The sequence below is a fragment of the Paenibacillus urinalis genome (genome assembly GCF_028747985.1).
Classification (GTDB): domain Bacteria; phylum Bacillota; class Bacilli; order Paenibacillales; family Paenibacillaceae; genus Paenibacillus; species Paenibacillus urinalis.
Genome location: NZ_CP118108.1, coordinates 4,543,774 through 4,559,878, shown reverse-complemented (window position 1 = coordinate 4,559,878; position 16,105 = coordinate 4,543,774). Strand labels below are relative to the sequence as shown.

The following is a 16,105-nucleotide window of genomic DNA, read 5'->3' as shown; positions in this document are numbered from 1 at the left end:
ATCTGCGAGTCGCTTTATTTTTTGCTGTTCTTCTTGGCTTTACGCGCCCGATACTCGTCATTTTCCCATTGTCTCAATAGCGGATAAGGGTCAAATGACCATTCAGTTAAGCCACTGTCACGATAAATACCATAGTGCAAATGAGGGGGGAATTTTCCCTGCGTACCCGGCTTGCCATATCCTGAGCTGCCCACCCATCCGATGGTTTGTCCTGGAGTGACAAGGCTGCCAACGTGAACCGATTTATCAAAGCCGGAGAGGTGTGCGTAATAGTGGTAATGATTATCCAGGTCTCTTATTCCGACACGCCAGCCTCCAAATGGGTTCCAGCCTTTGATCTCAATGACCCCATAGCATGTGCTTCGAACAGGGTATCCATGAGGCGCAAACAGGTCTGTTCCTTCATGGATTCTCCGGCCGCCCCAGCTCCGGCTCGTTCCCCAGGTGCTGCGATAGGAGTAACCATTGCCTAGCGGCAAAGGAAAAGCATGCTGAGCAAGATCCAATGTATCAAAATGCTTATAAATCTTTGCAAATTGCTGGATGCGCTGCACAGATCTCGAATTTTGATAATATTGCCACAAGGCAATACCTAGATCGTCTGAGGATAAACCATATTTGGATGTAATTCTTGCCATGCTGTAGAGGACATCATAATCATTGTTGGGATCGGCGATATTGTCACCAGTACCATCTAAGCCATATCCGCCGAATACCTCGATGGATAATGGATTTCGATCTAAAGAATCTGGATTTAAGATACCGGACCAGAGCTGAGGTTCAAAAAACACCCCGGTCAGCCGCTCTTCATGGGCGCGGTCCTTCGGATGTGCCTTCGTCATCGTACGCTCGTACTGATCAATGGCCGCCAAGTAATACCATGGAACACCGCTGACTGCACTGATTTGGTCGTACAGAATTTTGCGTTCCTTATAGATCTCTTCTTTAGCTAGAGGTTTCGTCTCTTCACTTTTTGCATACACATCGGTTACTGACGAAGCAAAGAGGGAAGCGGATATTATCAGTGTGACGCCGAGGTTCAACCATTTTTTCTTCTGAATCCGTATCAAAAAAGCCAATCCTCCTTTCTTCATATTTTTCATTGTATTTAGGTTCACACATCAGCATCGTTTTTATCCGTCTTTACAGAAAAAAGCTGGAGTTTAAGTCCTACAAATTATTTCGATTTGGAGCTTATTTCCACAAATCCATGTTATAATGTGTTCCATGCGAAAATTCCAACTTGATATAGAAAGAAGGGTCTCTTTTGGCGAATAAAGTAAAAGAACCAAAACCCGATTGGATCAAAATCAAGCTGACGACGGGAGATAATTATCAAGAGATTAAAGATATGATGCGTTCAAAGACGCTGCATACGGTATGTGAAGAAGCACGTTGTCCGAACATTTACGAATGCTGGGCTAATCGAACAGCAACTTTTATGATACTAGGAGACATTTGTACAAGAGCCTGCCGATTCTGTGCGGTTAATACAGGGCTGCCTACAGAGCTGGATTTGAAAGAGCCGGAGCGAGTAGCCGAAGCAGCAGAACAAATGAACCTGAAGCATTGTGTTGTCACCAGTGTGGCCAGAGATGATCTTGCTGACGGAGGAGCTTCCATCTTTGCAGAGACGATTCATGCCATTCGCCGAAAACTGCCTTTTTGCAGTGTAGAGGTATTAATTCCGGATTTTCTCGGAAACGAAGAGGCCTTAAAGATCGTGATGGACGCTAAGCCGGACATCCTTAATCACAACATGGAAACGGTCGAGCGCTTGTCTGACAAAGTTCGGGCAAAGGCCAAGTACAAGCGATCCCTTCAACTGCTTGAACGTGCCAAAAAAATGCAGCCTCATATTCCAACGAAGTCCAGCATTATGCTCGGCTTGGGGGAGACTTGGGAAGAAATACTGCAAACAATGGATGATTTGAGAAGCGTAGACTGTGATATTATGACGATCGGTCAGTATTTGCAGCCTTCGGACAAGCATTTGTATGTTGAAAGATACGTAACACCAGAAGAATTCTCCAGGCTCAAGGACGAAGGCCTCGCTCGTGGCTTCAGCCATGTTGAATCAGGGCCAATGGTCAGAAGTTCTTATCATGCGCATGAACAAGTTAAGTCTGCCGCGAATGCTAATAATGTAGTATGATAAGAGCAGGCCTGAACCTATGGGCGGTTTGGATAGAAAGGAAGGAAGACGGTTTTGATTCAGATTAGCGGGAAAACTTACGAAGTATTACAGGACTATCGAAATGGTTGGAATCCGGAAGCCTTTCGTGACCGGTATAGTGAAGTCCTGGAACGCTATGATTACATCATTGGGGATTGGGGCTACAATCAACTCCGGCTCAAAGGCTTCTACCGAGATAACCATCCAAAAGCGAACAAGGATACATCGATAGCGGGAATAGTTGATTATATTAACGAGTACTGCAACTTTGGGTGTGCTTATTTTGTGCTACAGAAACTTAAGGAACCTAAAGAATACAAAGAACACAAAGATAACAGCAGCAAGGAGCATAAAGAATCCAAGGCTGTGAAGGAAGCAAGAGAGTCCAAGGAAGCTGCAGAGCCTAAGGAAGCCACCGAAATTAAGGAATCCAAGAATTCTAAAGAAACCAAGGACAAAGAGAATATGGAAAAAATAAAAAGCAGCTCCTCATAAGGAGTTGCTTTTTATTTTAGTCCAAAAATGCAGTTCGAACCCGATCCCAGAACGGATATGGACGATATCGGGCAAAGCTGACCTTCTGGGTAGAAACCTGGCATTTTACAGAGATCAGATCGTCTACTGTTAAGTTCACATGGTCAATGGTCAGTAGCAGACGTTGAGATTTGCGAGAGAAGATGTCGCAATGATGATGCTTCGGTAGAACGATTGGCGAGCCTAATGTACGGTAGACCCGATTATTAATGGATGCAATCTCTGCAATCTGCATCGCTTCAATGGTCGGATGAACCATGGCGCCGCCGAGTGCTTTGTTGTACGCCGTACTTCCCGATGGGGTGGATACACAAATCCCGTCACCACGGAACATTTCAAATGTGACATCGTTAATATCGACCTGGGCAACCACGGTGCCGTCTACACCTTTTAACGTGAATTCATTAAGGGCGATCATAGAACTCACACCGGACTTGCGCCGAATCTCCAGATCAATGAGCGGATACTCGACGATACGAGGGGAACGGGCAGCATCCTTATTTCCTTCAGCCATAAGCTGTATGAGATCCTCAAGCTCGTCTGCTTTCCAATCTGCATAGAAGCCCAAATGGCCGGTATGAACGCCGACGAATGCGATATCAGGAATCCGGTCTGTGAAGGTGTGAAATGCTTGCAGCATGGTTCCATCTCCACCGATCGATATCACAATTTCCGGTGATTTGGCATCAAGAGTAAACCCATGCTCCTTGGCCAGTTTATGAAACTGCTGGGCTAAATCAATGGATAAAGAGTCTCCTCTGTCCTGAACATAATATCTCAAGATGAAAGCTCCTTTGTCATCAGTATAACTCGATGATATCCAATTTCAGGAGAGAAAACAATCAATATGCGTAAAGTTCTAGACATTACCTGAATCTTGAAGCGAGCCGCTGAAGGAGGATGCAGATCAAGGTCAGGACAAACAAGAAGAATATTATTACTAAGGTGAGTGCAATTTGATAAGGGACAGCCTGAAAGATGGCCGATGGGTATGGAAGGGAATGAAAGTGATCAGGCAACAGCATGAAGGATGATGTACTCTGATCAGGCATAACCAAGTCCCAGCAGACAAAGACAATCATCCCGGATAGCAATGCATGGACAAGTCGTGCCATCAAGAAAGGTGCATATCGTAACGGAGTTGGGTTAAGGATACTGACAACCTGCGCATGAACGGAGAGTCCTCCCCAAGATAATACACAGGCAGCAGCAGCCACTTTATACATTAAGGGTATGTCTGCAAGCGTTCCTGCATAACGAGCGCCGAGTGTAACTTCAAATAACCCGCCTACTAGGGCTTGGGAGATCTCTGGCGGCAGCCCGAGAGTCTTAAGCATCAGCTCCACTGTATGATACATGCCGGCCATCAGCCCTGCTTGAGTGAAGACCTCTAGTATAACGCAAAAAAAGACAACCAGGCCACCGACGACGGTAATTAGCTGCAAAGATGATTGTATCGCCTGCCTAAGCAATTCCCCCATCGTTCTACCGTCCTCGATACGTGCCTCATGCATTGCCTCAAAGGCAGCACGGAGTCGATGGGACTTAACATCGGATGAATCTGACTCAGCAGTCAAGTGCGAAGCTTTTTTTCCGTGAAACCGCATTAGCAAGCCTACGATCAGTCCAGCTCCATAATGTGCAATAGCCAGCATCACTGCCACGGCGGGAAGCTGAAAAAAACCGACGGATACGGCTCCGATCAGGAAGATGGGATCAGATGTTGTCGTAAAGGCAACCAGACGTTCGCCCTCATCCCGGGTAATCTGCTTCTTCTCCCACAGCTTGGCCGTCAATTTGGCTCCAATTGGATATCCTGAAGCATAGCTGATCGCAGCAACAAATCCTCCGGTACCGGGGATACGAAATACAGGTCTCATGAGTGGATGCAGGAGTGCGCCTGTAAAATGAACGATGCCAAGCCCAAGCAGCAGCTCAGAGATGACAAAGAACGGAAATAAGGAAGGAAAGAGAACGTCCCACCAGATGGAGAGACCGCGAACCCCTGCATTCCACACCGCTGTCGGATAAATCATCATGAATATGCATATAATGAGAAGGCCAAATACGATGCTTAGCGGAATAACTAGACGTTTCATGAGCATTAGTTCCTCCCGTAACTTCCGTTTCTCATCAATTGAGTCTAGTTAATATATGATCGTTATTGGACAAACAGGACAAAAAAATAAAGTAAGCGTTTCCAAATTAGCTGTAATTTAAAGTATTCTATGATAATATATATTTAATATAAGAAATAAGACTAAAGTCCTTTTTCAAATGTCGGATTTTCAACTTTTTTGAGGATGGAGTGATGTCATGATGGGAATTATAGCCGGTGTACTCGTCTGCGCTATCGTGTATGTGATGCGTGAAGCTCACACCCATCCGGGTGAAGAAGATTGGCGCAGCTATTAACTGAGGGGATGCGTCAAACAACGCTGCTAAGAGTTACTCGAGGTGTAATCTTTATAAGACAAGAGACCTATGAATGAAGAGGCTCTTGTCTTTTTTTGTCTCTAAGGCTAGGTAAATGAGGTATTGTATTTAGTTATGCGGAGTGAAATGCTAAAATAGCATCAAGCTGATTATAGAAAGAAGGCGCAATCGTTATGGATCCTAACAAAACGCTATATGAAAATCTAGGCGGAGAAAAGGGAGTTCGGGCTTTGGTCGAAGCATTTTATCCCAAGGTGCAGCAGAATGAATTGTTATCCCCTTTATTCCCTGAAGATATCCAGCCTGTTATGGAAAAGCAATATATGTTCCTAAGTCAATTCTTTGGAGGTCCGTCTCTGTATTCTGACGCTTTTGGTCATCCGATGATGAGGGCAAGGCATCTTCCTTTTCCTGTTACGGAAGAACGAGCTCAGGCCTGGCTCTCTTGTATGGCAGCAGCTCTGCAGGAGCAGGACTTGCCCGATTCTGTAAGGGAGTTTACTCTGAAACGTCTCTCAGGTCCGGCTTATCATTTCATTAATACCCCCTCACCATAAACAGGAATCAAAAAAAACGCCATCTCGGCGTTTTTTTGATGATACCAGCAGGCTTTGTGAGTACTTAGCCATATAATTGCAATGAACCCGAGCATTATTTACGAAGCGGCTGATCTGCCAGAAAATAATCCTGGTCATTATCGAGCAGTGTGACCCGATTATTGCAGCATGGGAAGACGAGAAGTTTCTTTTTGCCTTCGCGAATGTGAATCAGTTCTTTAGGTTTAAGCGGGAGCAGCACATTCTCTTGATCACAGAATGGACAGTACTGGACATAAATATCCCCCATCACGATATCATAAGGCCAGGTGTTCTCAAATGGAATCATGAAGTCGGCGAATCCTTCTCGTTGTTGGAAGAAGCCCCTGCTTGATTCTGCTCCTGCTTGGCTTCCTCTTTGGACAGCTCAGCCAGCTTCTGCATAAGAATGTGCTGAGGCATATGCATCAGCTGCTCGATGGGAATTCCTAGCTTCTTGGACAATGTGACTGCGGTATCGGCTGATATTTGTAAAGGTCTCATCAAGTTCCCTCCGGTAATAAACAATTTAATCAAAGTAGGTTGATCTAAATTCTGATATAGTATTAGTTATACACCTTGAATTAACGTACTTCAAACATGTTTTGTGTATTTTATTTTAATTTTTGAGAATGAGGTGGAGAAATAGTGAGTAACACACTTGCGCAAACCTGGAATTTGGAATCCGTTTTTAGCGGCGGCTCATCCTCAGCATCTTTTGCTGCTTATTTGAAGCAGCTGGATCAGGATATCACTGTTTTGGACAAGGCAATTAAAGAATATCAAGTGCCGAAGGCTATAGAGGATACATATGCTTTGGATTCTTTGCTTGACCAGCTTCAAGATGCAGCGGCGAGATTATATGAAGGCTCTTCATTTACCGCTTGTCTTGGAGCTCAGAATCAGGATGACAAGAAGGCCGTACAGCTAAGCGGTAAGATTGCTGCCTTATCCGCAAGACTGGCCGGAGTTCAGACGATGTTTGACAGCCTTTTTGAAAGAACGCCTGATGCCGTGTGGTCGGTATGGATGGAACGCCCTGAAATTCAGCCAATTTCGTTTGTGTTAAACGAGAGCAGATTAAAGGCCAAGGAAAAGATGTCTCCCGAATTAGAGAATCTTGCACTGGATCTTGCCGTTGATGGTTACCACGGCTGGGGAGAATTCTATGATACGATTGTAAGCAAAGTTCGGGTTCCATTTGAAGAGAATGGAGAAACCGTATATCTATCTGCTGGCCAAGCAGCTAACAAATTGCATGACCCAGACCCGAATGTGCGGGAGAAGCTGCTGCAGGACTGGGAGAAGGCGTGGAGCGATGCGGCAGATTACTGTGCGGATACGCTGAATCACCTGGCTGGATTCCGTCTCAAATTGTATGAAAGACGCGGCTGGGATTCAGTACTGAAGGAGCCTTTGAGCATCAACCGCATGTCACAGGACACACTCGATGCGATGTGGAACGTGATTACACGGGCTAAACCGACACTAGTGAAGTTTCTGGAACGCAAGGCTCAGCTCCTGGGGGTCGAGAAGCTGTCTTGGGCAGATGTGGATGCTCCGATAAGCTCCGCTACTGAGAAGATATCGTATGATGCTGCTGCTGCGAATATTGTGAATCAGTTCCGCAAATTCAGTCCAAGGATGGCAGAGTTTGCTCAGCATGCCTTTGATCATCAGTGGATAGAGGCAGAGGACAGACCAGGCAAGCGGCCAGGCGGCTTCTGTACAGGACTTCCTGTGAGCAAGGAAACCCGCATTTTTATGACTTATGCAGGAACAGCCTCCAATGTTTCCACTTTGGCTCATGAGCTGGGGCATGGGTATCATCAGCATGTGATGGACGATATGGAGATCTTGAATCAAAATTATGCCATGAACGTTGCAGAGACAGCGTCAACCTTTGCAGAACTCATCGTGTCCGATGCACTGATCAAAGAGGCGAAGGATGAAGAGGCTCAAATAGCATTGCTTGAAGAGAAGATACAGAATTCAATTGCTTTCTTCATGAATATCCATGCCCGCTTCTTGTTCGAAACGCGCTTCTACGAGAAACGGAAAGAAGGACTTCTTAGCAGCAGTGATTTGTCCGAACTCATGGAGGAAGCTCAGCGCGAAGCGTATTGTGACGCACTGGGGACGTATCACCCAACTTTTTGGGCATCCAAATTACATTTCTATATTACCGATGTGCCATTTTATAATTTTCCATATACTTTTGGATACATGTTCAGTATGGGGATTTACGCACAAGCGCAAAAAGAGGGCAGTGATTTTGCTGAGAAGTATGACGCGTTGCTGCGGGATACGGGCCGCATGACGGTAGAGGAGCTTGCTGAAAAGCATCTGGGTACAGATGTAACTAAACCTGCTTTCTGGCAAGGTGCTGCTGATCTCTGTATAGCTGATATTGAGCAATTTTTGCGTATGACACAGCATCGAGTTTAATGGAAGTTTGAAGAAGTTCAAGTTATTACTTATGAGTAGGACCTCGACAATTTATGTTGAGGTCTTTTTTTTATATTTGGATGAAAAAATTCTGAATTATATGTCGAATATTGAAGAGGGTCGACTGGATATTACCCGATTCGATAGGTATAAACGCAAAAATTAGTATATTATTCCTAATTTACTATTCATTTGTTGTATTAAGGAAAATATTGTAATATACTGAGTCACAAGCCCTATATAAAATAGGTCTAATATGCTAAGGAGGTAACATATGGTCTCACTAGATCAACTATCACTGCCTAGACAGCTGGATATGGTATTTAAGGAGCTTGATGAAGAGCTGAAAGGAATGGATTCTGGAATTGTATTTGTGCAAATACGGAATAATGTGATTGGTAAATTCGGTATTAAGCATTATCCGGTTCAGTTGCGCAGCGAGATCCATCCTGCGACCGGATTGACGGAGATGCAGCGCGTTTCTTTTCGACAGATGGCCCTGGAAACCTTGAAGCTGAAGAGACACTGGACACATGGAGAAATTACCTATGATTTTGGAGTTCGACAAGGAATGATTGTAGTAGACGCCACGCTTGAGTCCAATTACAATTTAGCAAGCTTGATGATTCGCTATCCACGAAATACATATCAAGAGAAGACTTCTGGTTAATGCAGGAAGTGTAAGAAGAATGAATAGATTAGAACCAGAAGAAACTTGAATTACAACGAAACAAAGCGGCCCTCTGGTTAGAAGACCGCTTTGTCTATCTGCCATAGATCTCTTCTTACACGAACAACACTTTTCAGTGCATAATCATGCAGAACAGCTTAGGCTAGATTTATGAGGAAAATTGCATCATTATTGACGACCAGCCAATTGCTGTTCAGCCAATTGAACAAGACGTTTTGTGATGTAACCTCCAAGAGAACCAGTCTCACGGGAAGTGTAGTTACCGTAGTAACCATCTTGTGGAATAGTTACACCAAGCTCTTGTGCAGCTTCCATCTTCAATTGTTGAAGAGCTGCAGTTGCTTGAGGAACGACAAGGTTGTTAGAAGATCTTCCATTTGCCATGTGTTGTCACCTCCTTTGTGCTTTGTGAGTTTAGTATGGTTTCAAAGAGATAAAATATACTCAAAATAGGATAAGGTAACAAGTGGAAAATTCGAGCACTCTCAACAGCAGTCACAAGAGTGATGAGGAACTAGGATTTAGATCGTTCAACAACAAAAAAGCAGCTGAAGCATATGTCAGCTGCTAGTGCGTATTCAGATCATCTATTTTGCGTGTTCAGGCTGTATTATTTCAATTGCGGTATGAAGTGAGACCGACTCTCCAGGCTCTATATGAATCAAGCCGGTAAATTCCGTATCCTTGTTCAGATTAGGGGCGTCTGGAAGCCAGGTGTAGGGCTCAATACATAAATAATCACTGGCTTCGCCTTTGGTAAACAATACCCAATGCTTAAAGGAATCCTTGCTGGCTGTATATTTAATCGTATATCCATCATTACGCTGCAGAACAGCAGTATCCTGCTCCATATTTGATCTGTAGATGGTGTCAAGATTTTGACCTGCAAGACTGATGCCTTCAGGAAGCTCTGCCTGAGCATCTAAACTGGCTAATTCACCTGTGGGTAGCTGTTCTTCATTCAGCGTATATATGCCTGTAACAGGTAAAGATATATTCCATCGTTCCGGTTCACCATCAAGCAGGAACCAGGTATGGTAGCCCATTCCAAAAGGAACAGCATGGCTGCCAAGATGAGTAATACGAAGCTGCTGTGTCAGAATGGACCCCTGTAAACGAAATGTCATCTCCAGCTTGAGCGGTACAGGAAAATGCTTCATCCACTGCTCATCTTCTTGAGTCTTGAATTCAGTTGTGACGGTGCATCCTTCTTCGTCTTCTTCAATATCACTGACGCACCACGGCTGTGTGCGGTGTAATCCATGAATATGATTGGAATGGTTGGAGTTTTGAGCGAATTGGTATTCGTGGCCCGCATACTCAAAGTGACCTCGGCAGATACGCCCTGGAGGAATCAGCATCGGAACGCCAAAATGGTAAGGTTTCTGAAGATAGAAAGCGAGATCCTGTTCATCTGGTCTTCGAACAACTTCTCGATTCTGAGCTCGATCATAGATGGATATAATATTGTTACCGAGGCGGGGCAGCAGGGTGACTTCAAGATCACGGCTGTTTAAGGTATAAGTATCATAGCCGTTCCAAAGTCCTTTGGTCACTTGTTTCATTTTATTAACTCCTTTTCCCACAAAAAATCAAAATACAACTTAAGTACAATTCGTAAGAACAAACTTAAGACTATCATATCAGATAATCAAGCCGGGCTGTGAAGAAGGATCTGTCATTTCCGAATGAAAATAATGTAATCTTTGGGAAATGGAAAGTGACGTTTGACAATCAGAGCAATAGATGCTTATGATATAGCAAAGCTCAATTGTAAGATGAAGAGCGCCAGATCATACGAATTAAAGCGATGATGAGGATAAGTAAGCTTAGCATTAGCAAGTACAGAAAGCCGGTGGTGGATGCGAACCGGTATTGCATGCTTTGTCTGAATGGCCCTCAGAGCTCCCAGGCACAACGAGAAGTATTATTCTTCTTTAGTATGCCGGACGATGGTTTCCGCGTTAAGGAACATAAAAGGCTGATGAATATCAGTGAATTAGGGTGGCACCACGGTCTCACGTCCCTTCTACGGGGATGTGGGGCCTTTTTGTATTTCTCGTGAATCATATTAGGATCTGTTTAGGAGGAAAAAAGAAAATGAAAACTGTTTTTTCTGGTATTCAACCCAGCGGTAAATTAACACTGGGTAACTACATCGGCGCCATGAAAAATTTTGTGAAACTGCAGGACGAATATCATTGTCATTTCGTTGTCGTTGACCTGCATGCGATCACGGTTGCCCAAGACCCGGCGGCATTGAGAGAGCAATCGAAGGATGTTGCAGCCCTCTATCTTGCAGCAGGTATTGATCCGAAGAAAGCAAATGTGTTCCTTCAATCTCATGTACCCCAGCATGCAGAGCTCGGATGGATGTTAACGACGCTGACTGCAATGGGTGAGCTTGAGCGGATGACGCAGTTTAAGGATAAGTCCCAAGGTAAAGAGTCAGTAGGTGCAGGGCTGTTTGTATATCCGTCACTGATGGCTGCAGATATCTTGCTGTACAATGCGGATCTGGTTCCTGTCGGTGAGGATCAGAAGCAGCATCTTGAACTGACAAGAGATCTGGCACATCGTTTTAACCACCGTTACGGTGAATTCTTCACAATTCCTGAGGTCTATACACCGAAGGTTGGCGCACGCGTCATGTCACTGGATGATGCTTCCAAGAAGATGAGCAAAAGTAATCCGAACCCAGGCAGTTACATCTCCCTCTTGGATACACCGGCAGAGATTCGTAAAAAGATCAGCCGTGCGACAACAGACTCAGATAGCGCCGTCCGGTTTGATCCGGAGAACAAACCGGAAGTCAGCAACTTAATGAGCATTTACAGCGAATGCTCAGGCCTCTCTTTACAAGATGTAGAGAAAAGATTTGAAGGACAGATGTATGGCGGCTTCAAGAAAGAATTGGCCGAAGTCGTCCTGTCTGTTATCGAACCGATGCAAGAGAGATTCCGTGAAATACGCGAATCCGATGAGCTGATGAACATTCTGAACGCTTCCGCGGAACGAGCTCGTGAGGAAGCATCCAAAACCCTTGATGAAGTCAAAAAAAGAATGGGATTCGTACTTTAACAAAAAGAGCAAAGAAGGGCTTGTGATCTCGAAAGATCAAGCTCTTCTTTTTTTAGCCTTTATAACAAAGCCCCACCCGATATTGGCAACGGACAAGACAGCGAATAGCAGCGCATACCACAAGGAATAGCTAAGAGACACGGCAGTTGCCATAAGCAGAAGCATCGAAGAGGTCGCGAACCAAGCGGACAAACCTTTACTCATCATTTTGTAAAATACCTCCAGGTTAATGTTTTTTGTGAATAAGAGAATAGCGTCAGATAGTAAGAGACATAATAATCTTGCAAGCTTGCATAGCACATAATAACAGCATGAGAAGCGAAAGGAGATTACACATTATGGCATCTCGTTCTAACAATCTGGTAGTTCCACAAGCAACAGCAGCTCTTCAACAGCTTAAAATGGAGGCAGCTCAAGAACTGGGTGTAACCATTCCAGCTGACGGCTACTATGGTAACTACACTTCCCGTGAAACGGGTTCACTCGGTGGATACATTACCAAACGTCTTGTGCAACTAGCTGAACAACAACTGTCTGGCCGCAGCGGCCAGTAACTTAGACAGTATATAATTTGAGTCATAAGCCTAGAACGGCGTAAGCCGTTTTAGGCTTTTTGTGCGTTAATCCCTTTGTGCTGATTTTGCCTGAATAAACCGCTTTCCGTCAAGAACAAAAAAACGGCCTGTTCAGGCCGTTTCATGTAGATCGTACTAAATATTTGAGCTAATGGAGAGCTTCTTCTCCATCTTATCTTCACTTAGCCAGCCGACATAAGTGCTGATCGGCTCATAATTCTTATCCATGACGACGCAGGCGACAAAAGGATATTGCTTGCGATGCCGGTATCTGACATCTCCCCAACGGACAAAGTAGCCGAAGCTCAGCTCTTCTACCTCTGCGACTGCGAAGGATGTGAAGTAGAGGAAAGCTTGGATATCAGGATGTTCTTTGGATTTAGCCACCGCCGGATGGTCTGAGGAAACGGCATGTTTTTTCCAAGTAAGCTCATCTCCGTCCAGCTTTCCGATTTCGTAGCTTCCATCCTCATGGGCTTTAACGACATGCCAGCGGTTCAAATGGATCGTTGGAATGACATAATATTTGTCGTTAGATTTGGAAGCAGGGTCCATCCGTCTGACATGAGCCTTTCTGGCGAAGTGAACCCAAGTGCGCCAAATATAATAAAATGCTAAAAATATATACAGCACAGTGAAAATTTCAGCAGGGTGGAATACCCCGAAGGCCCACAGCAGGATGGCTGCGATATGGGTACCGAATAAAACCGGATCGAAGATGTGAATGATATTCCATGAGATCCACTTCTCCGTAATCGGCCGCAGCGCTTGTGTGCCGTAGGTGTTGAAGACATCTGTGAATACATGGACGCATACGGCGATTCCGGTCCAGAGAGCGACATGCCCGATTGGAACATCCCTGAATAGAAGTGCAATGGCGGCGGTAATCAGCACAGTCCATATAGCAAGAAAAGGAAGCGAATGAGTAATGCCGCGATGGTTACGTATATAAACGGCATTGTTTTTCATACGAAGCGCCGTGTCGATATCAGGTGCTTGTGAACCAACGACGGTTCCGATCATAACGGCAAAGGCAAGCTCAGGATTAGCCGCAACTACCGGATCGACGTAGCTGAGTCCGGCAAGTCCTATGCCCATAACAAAATGTGTAGCGGTATCCATCTAAGGTATTCTCCTTTGTTATTGGTATAAACGATAGCTGTAATCCTTGTTTTTTCTAAAAATGATCTGTTCAATTAGTAGATGCCCTATTCGCACATCCTGTATTCGATGAAGTAAGATAAGCCATAAATTTAGATAAATTTGTCATATCCTATTCATATTTGCAAGATGAATGTCAAAGACTTTCTTTTTTTGTTGTGATAAAATTTAGTGCGGAGGCCATAATTCCCCTCCATATGACGCAAAGCAAGGAGGATTATAGAAGCGTGAGTAATCGATATCGAGCCTCTTCCGATACGGCAGCGCTCTCAACCCGGCAAACACCGCCGCAAGAGTCTGTCACTTGGAGAGACTTCGTTACATTGGCTAAACCCGGCATCCTCCGGAGCAATCTGATTGCCGCTTTTGGCGGATATTGGCTTGCTTCTCAATGGGACATTGACTACCTCAAAATGATAATAACCATGCTCGGAACGGTTCTCGTTATGGCTTCAGCCTGTGTGTTTAACAACTACTTTGATCGTGAGCTGGATAAAAAAATGGAACGCACACGGGATCGCGCACTTCCTACCGGGAAGCTTACTCCGCAGCTCGTGCTCGCTTATGCATTTATCCTGGGCATTGCTGGACTAGCCCTATTGTTTTCTTTTTCCGGCTGGCTGGCAGGTATACTCGGCATATTTGGGATGTTCATATACGTTATTGTGTATACGCTGTGGCTTAAGCGCTCCTCAACCTGGAGTACTTCCATGGGAGGCTTCTCCGGCGCGGTGCCGCCTGTCATCGGATATGTTGCTGTAACCGGGACAGTAGATATGGGTGCGATTCTGCTCGGTGCCCTGCTGTTTTTGTGGCAGCCGCCACATTTCTGGTCGCTTGCCATTCGCCGTTTGGATGATTACAAGAATGCCGGCTATCCGCTGCTTCCGGTAGTGAAAGGAATCCATCGTACCAAAATTCAGATGATTCCTTATTTGATTCTCCTGGTTCCTGTGCCGATATTAATGTATGTCTATGGATACACAGGTATCATCTTTATGAGCGTATCTTTACTGCTGTCACTAATATGGCTGTTCCTCGGGTTTCAAGGCTTCCGGGCCAGAGACACCGATGCTTGGGCCAAGAAGATGTTTTTCTTCTCCATAAATTATTTAACCATTAGCTTTATTCTAATGATTGTCGATACCGTGCGCCAATAGGTGTACTACTAAGAAGCCCGGTATGAACAGTAATTACACTTTCAGTGAAGAATTTAATCAATGAGCATATAGGAGTCCCTGTTAGACGTACAGCTGAAAGGACTCCTTCTTTTGTAGACTCAGCTTCAATTTTATTACATCCTTTGGGGATAATGTAAGAAGGGGAGTGGGGATAAGATGTCACTGTTTAGAAAATACATATGGACTTGGATATTGCTGCTGATTGCTGCAGCGATGGCTGGTTATCTAATCTATAATGCGCTTGATCTGGGGGAAGAAGCATTTCCGGTGGCAGGGGAAGTAACGGACTTTAGTATGGAAAATGTAGATGGAAGTACTGTTTCACTTGCGGATACGGAGGGAAAGGTACGGCTGTTTTATTTCTATTTTACAAGCTGTCCGGATGTATGTCCGGTAACGACGTTCTCTATGTCGCAAGTACAGGATTTATTGAAGGAAGACGGCACTTTTGGCAGGGACGCTTCCTTTGTCTCCATCTCATTTGATCCAGAGGTAGACACGAGAGAGAAGATCAAGGAATTCGCCGATCGCTTCAAGGCAGATTACTCAGGCTGGTATTTCTTGAGAGGAGATGCGGAACAGACGAAGCAGCTGGCGAGAGACTCTTTCAAAATTATTATTGAAGGAGACAAGGCGGATAACTTCGTCCATGCCAATTATATCGGTCTTGTGGATAAGGACAACAATCTTCGCAAGGTATATAACGCGTCAGATATGGAGGCGGCAGCTCCGGATGTCATCGCAAGAGATGTCAGAACACTGGTAAACGAATAGGATATCGTTCTGCTAGAATATCTCAGGATAAATAATAAAAGCTTCAAGGCCGGCCTTCTCGAGCTGTGCAACCAGATACTCATCAGGTGTACCTTCAACACCCGCATAACCTTTTCTTGTATATATCTGTTCTGCATCGGGAAAGGTGTCGCGCAGCATAGCCCTTATTCGTTTACCTGAACTATCATTGTCCATGAACAGATACACTTCATCATCCTGAACGCGCTTGCGAAGCGTCTCCAGCTTCTCACTGTTGAGCGTACCGAACGTGCATAGGATGGATATTTCGGGATCGAGCAGCCTGCGGAGCTTGCTGCGGTCGTTCTTACCTTCAACAATGACATGAATCGGCATCGTATGCTTCACCTCTAGTATGTTAAGTATCGAAATTCCCCGGGAAATGTTTGTTTATATTTTAGCGCAATTTTGGAATTTGATGCAAAAAAGGTCTGCCGTAAAGGCAGGCCTCTTTA

19 protein-coding genes and 1 other annotated feature are annotated in these 16,105 nt (G+C 44.8%); of the genes, 9 read left to right on the top strand and 10 right to left on the bottom strand.

Annotated features, from left to right (window positions below; all coding sequences use genetic code 11):
- Positions 1-14 precede the first annotated feature (14 nt).
- The gene (locus tag PUW25_RS21075; RefSeq protein WP_238546468.1) at positions 15-1,070 is read right to left on the bottom strand and encodes a M23 family metallopeptidase; all 1,056 of its coding nucleotides are present in this window, start codon (positions 1,068-1,070) and stop codon (positions 15-17) included.
- Between the two features lie 197 nt (positions 1,071-1,267).
- Between PUW25_RS21075 and lipA the strand changes: the two genes are divergently transcribed.
- A complete protein-coding gene (gene lipA, locus PUW25_RS21070) occupies positions 1,268-2,155 on the top strand; it encodes a lipoyl synthase (protein WP_047913522.1) in 888 nt (295 codons plus the stop codon).
- A 54-nt stretch (positions 2,156-2,209) separates the two neighbouring features.
- Positions 2,210-2,671, top strand: a complete 462-nt coding sequence (locus PUW25_RS21065; RefSeq protein WP_047913523.1) for a YutD family protein — start codon at positions 2,210-2,212, stop codon at positions 2,669-2,671.
- Positions 2,672-2,687: 16 nt separating this feature from the next.
- Here PUW25_RS21065 and PUW25_RS21060 read toward each other — a convergent pair whose 3' ends face one another.
- Positions 2,688-3,491: an NAD kinase gene (locus PUW25_RS21060; RefSeq protein WP_047913524.1), complete on the bottom strand. Its 804-nt coding sequence runs from the start codon at positions 3,489-3,491 to the stop codon at positions 2,688-2,690.
- Positions 3,492-3,576: 85 nt separating this feature from the next.
- Positions 3,577-4,815 (bottom strand): sporulation integral membrane protein YlbJ, encoded by a 1,239-nt coding sequence (ylbJ, locus tag PUW25_RS21055; RefSeq protein ID WP_047913525.1) that lies wholly within the window; start codon positions 4,813-4,815, stop codon positions 3,577-3,579.
- Positions 4,816-5,319: 504 nt separating this feature from the next.
- Here ylbJ and PUW25_RS21050 point away from each other — a divergent pair.
- Positions 5,320-5,703: a globin domain-containing protein gene (locus tag PUW25_RS21050; protein ID WP_047913526.1), complete on the top strand. Its 384-nt coding sequence runs from the start codon at positions 5,320-5,322 to the stop codon at positions 5,701-5,703.
- A gap of 94 nt (positions 5,704-5,797) precedes the next feature.
- Here the strand turns inward: PUW25_RS21050 and PUW25_RS21045 are convergent, their stop codons facing one another.
- Together PUW25_RS21045 and PUW25_RS21040 are read right to left on the bottom strand one after the other, a co-directional pair.
- On the bottom strand, positions 5,798-6,031 hold the full coding sequence (locus PUW25_RS21045) for a hypothetical protein (RefSeq protein WP_047913527.1): 234 nt from the start codon (positions 6,029-6,031) through the stop codon (positions 5,798-5,800).
- On the bottom strand, positions 6,028-6,225 hold the full coding sequence (locus tag PUW25_RS21040; RefSeq protein ID WP_047913528.1) for a YycC family protein: 198 nt from the start codon (positions 6,223-6,225) through the stop codon (positions 6,028-6,030). The genes PUW25_RS21045 and PUW25_RS21040 overlap by 4 nt, the downstream gene beginning before the upstream one ends.
- A 144-nt stretch (positions 6,226-6,369) precedes the next feature.
- Between PUW25_RS21040 and PUW25_RS21035 the strand changes: the two genes are divergently transcribed.
- Entirely contained in the window at positions 6,370-8,169 is a 1,800-nt protein-coding gene (locus tag PUW25_RS21035) for a M3 family oligoendopeptidase (RefSeq protein ID WP_047913529.1), read from the top strand.
- Between the two features lie 274 nt (positions 8,170-8,443).
- Complete coding sequence (locus PUW25_RS21030) at positions 8,444-8,839, top strand: hypothetical protein (RefSeq protein WP_047913530.1); 396 nt, start codon at positions 8,444-8,446, stop codon at positions 8,837-8,839.
- A 189-nt stretch (positions 8,840-9,028) separates the two neighbouring features.
- Here PUW25_RS21030 and PUW25_RS21025 read toward each other — a convergent pair whose 3' ends face one another.
- Positions 9,029-9,244 (bottom strand): alpha/beta-type small acid-soluble spore protein, encoded by a 216-nt coding sequence (locus PUW25_RS21025; protein WP_047913531.1) that lies wholly within the window; start codon positions 9,242-9,244, stop codon positions 9,029-9,031.
- A gap of 203 nt (positions 9,245-9,447) precedes the next feature.
- Positions 9,448-10,425 (bottom strand): aldose 1-epimerase, encoded by a 978-nt coding sequence (locus tag PUW25_RS21020; RefSeq protein WP_047913532.1) that lies wholly within the window; start codon positions 10,423-10,425, stop codon positions 9,448-9,450.
- Positions 10,426-10,661: 236 nt separating this feature from the next.
- Positions 10,662-10,891, top strand: a binding site (T-box leader).
- A 69-nt stretch (positions 10,892-10,960) separates the two neighbouring features.
- Here PUW25_RS21020 and trpS point away from each other — a divergent pair.
- Positions 10,961-11,941 carry a tryptophan--tRNA ligase gene (trpS, locus tag PUW25_RS21015; protein WP_047913533.1) on the top strand — a complete coding sequence of 327 codons (981 nt, stop codon included), beginning with the start codon at positions 10,961-10,963 and terminating at the stop codon, positions 11,939-11,941.
- Between the two features lie 36 nt (positions 11,942-11,977).
- Here the strand turns inward: trpS and PUW25_RS21010 are convergent, their stop codons facing one another.
- Positions 11,978-12,148: a hypothetical protein gene (locus PUW25_RS21010; RefSeq protein ID WP_193746103.1), complete on the bottom strand. Its 171-nt coding sequence runs from the start codon at positions 12,146-12,148 to the stop codon at positions 11,978-11,980.
- A 131-nt stretch (positions 12,149-12,279) separates the two neighbouring features.
- Between PUW25_RS21010 and PUW25_RS21005 the strand changes: the two genes are divergently transcribed.
- Positions 12,280-12,495: an alpha/beta-type small acid-soluble spore protein gene (locus tag PUW25_RS21005; RefSeq protein WP_047913534.1), complete on the top strand. Its 216-nt coding sequence runs from the start codon at positions 12,280-12,282 to the stop codon at positions 12,493-12,495.
- A 156-nt stretch (positions 12,496-12,651) separates the two neighbouring features.
- Here the strand turns inward: PUW25_RS21005 and PUW25_RS21000 are convergent, their stop codons facing one another.
- Positions 12,652-13,638, bottom strand: a complete 987-nt coding sequence (locus PUW25_RS21000) for a metal-dependent hydrolase (protein ID WP_047913535.1) — start codon at positions 13,636-13,638, stop codon at positions 12,652-12,654.
- Positions 13,639-13,904: 266 nt separating this feature from the next.
- Here PUW25_RS21000 and cyoE point away from each other — a divergent pair, with 266 nt between their 5' ends.
- Together cyoE and PUW25_RS20990 are read left to right on the top strand one after the other, a co-directional pair.
- A complete protein-coding gene (gene cyoE / locus PUW25_RS20995) occupies positions 13,905-14,837 on the top strand; it encodes a heme o synthase (protein WP_274337483.1) in 933 nt (310 codons plus the stop codon).
- A 177-nt stretch (positions 14,838-15,014) separates the two neighbouring features.
- Positions 15,015-15,632 (top strand): SCO family protein, encoded by a 618-nt coding sequence (locus tag PUW25_RS20990; RefSeq protein ID WP_047913537.1) that lies wholly within the window; start codon positions 15,015-15,017, stop codon positions 15,630-15,632.
- A gap of 12 nt (positions 15,633-15,644) precedes the next feature.
- Here the strand turns inward: PUW25_RS20990 and PUW25_RS20985 are convergent, their stop codons facing one another.
- A complete protein-coding gene (locus PUW25_RS20985) occupies positions 15,645-15,986 on the bottom strand; it encodes a toprim domain-containing protein (protein WP_047913538.1) in 342 nt (113 codons plus the stop codon).
- Positions 15,987-16,105: the final 119 nt, after the last annotated feature.